At 41.7% G+C, this 576-nt stretch carries 1 protein-coding gene; it reads right to left on the reverse strand.

From position 1 onward, the window contains the following. A partial coding sequence (locus R7Z77_RS27245; RefSeq protein WP_318137292.1) for a lipase secretion chaperone occupies positions 1-576 on the reverse strand: 576 nt, incomplete at both ends.

Genomic DNA, 576 nt, shown 5'->3' on the forward strand with positions numbered 1-576 from the left:
AGCTTTGCTTCCTCAAATTAGCAATTTCTAACTGCTTCTGTTCGCGACCCAAAAATTCATCATCAAGAATATCTGCACGTTTTTCTAGGTAATTTGTTAGCTCTGTTTCAAACGTCGCTCGTTGTTCATCCAATTTTTGCAGCCTTTGCGCGCCTTCTTCTCCTACCAACTCGACGCGAGCGAGATACTTATCCTGTGAACTGAGTAATGTGGTTTGGTCGAGTTGCCTCGTTAAGTCATTGTTGCGTTCACTTTGCTGGATGTACTCAGGTTGTTCAGATAACGCTTGGTTGAGTAGTAGTTGCTGAGAATCAGAGTCTTGCTCGTACGTTTTAATCACCAGTTTCTCTATTGCGAGTTGGCGTAGTCGATTTTCTTCATCAAATAGTTGGGAAATTTGTTGATCGTTAAAGTATTCAAGTTGCAAATTTAGAATGGCTTCATTCAGCCGTTGCAGTTGGTTTAACGACAACGTCGTATCTTCAAGTGGTTCTAATTTAGAAAGCGCCCGTTTGTACGCGAGATAGGTTTGAAACAACTCAACATCAATGCCTAGTGAGTTTTGCTGCGAGATAC

The organism is Vibrio sp. 1401, from assembly GCF_033340295.1.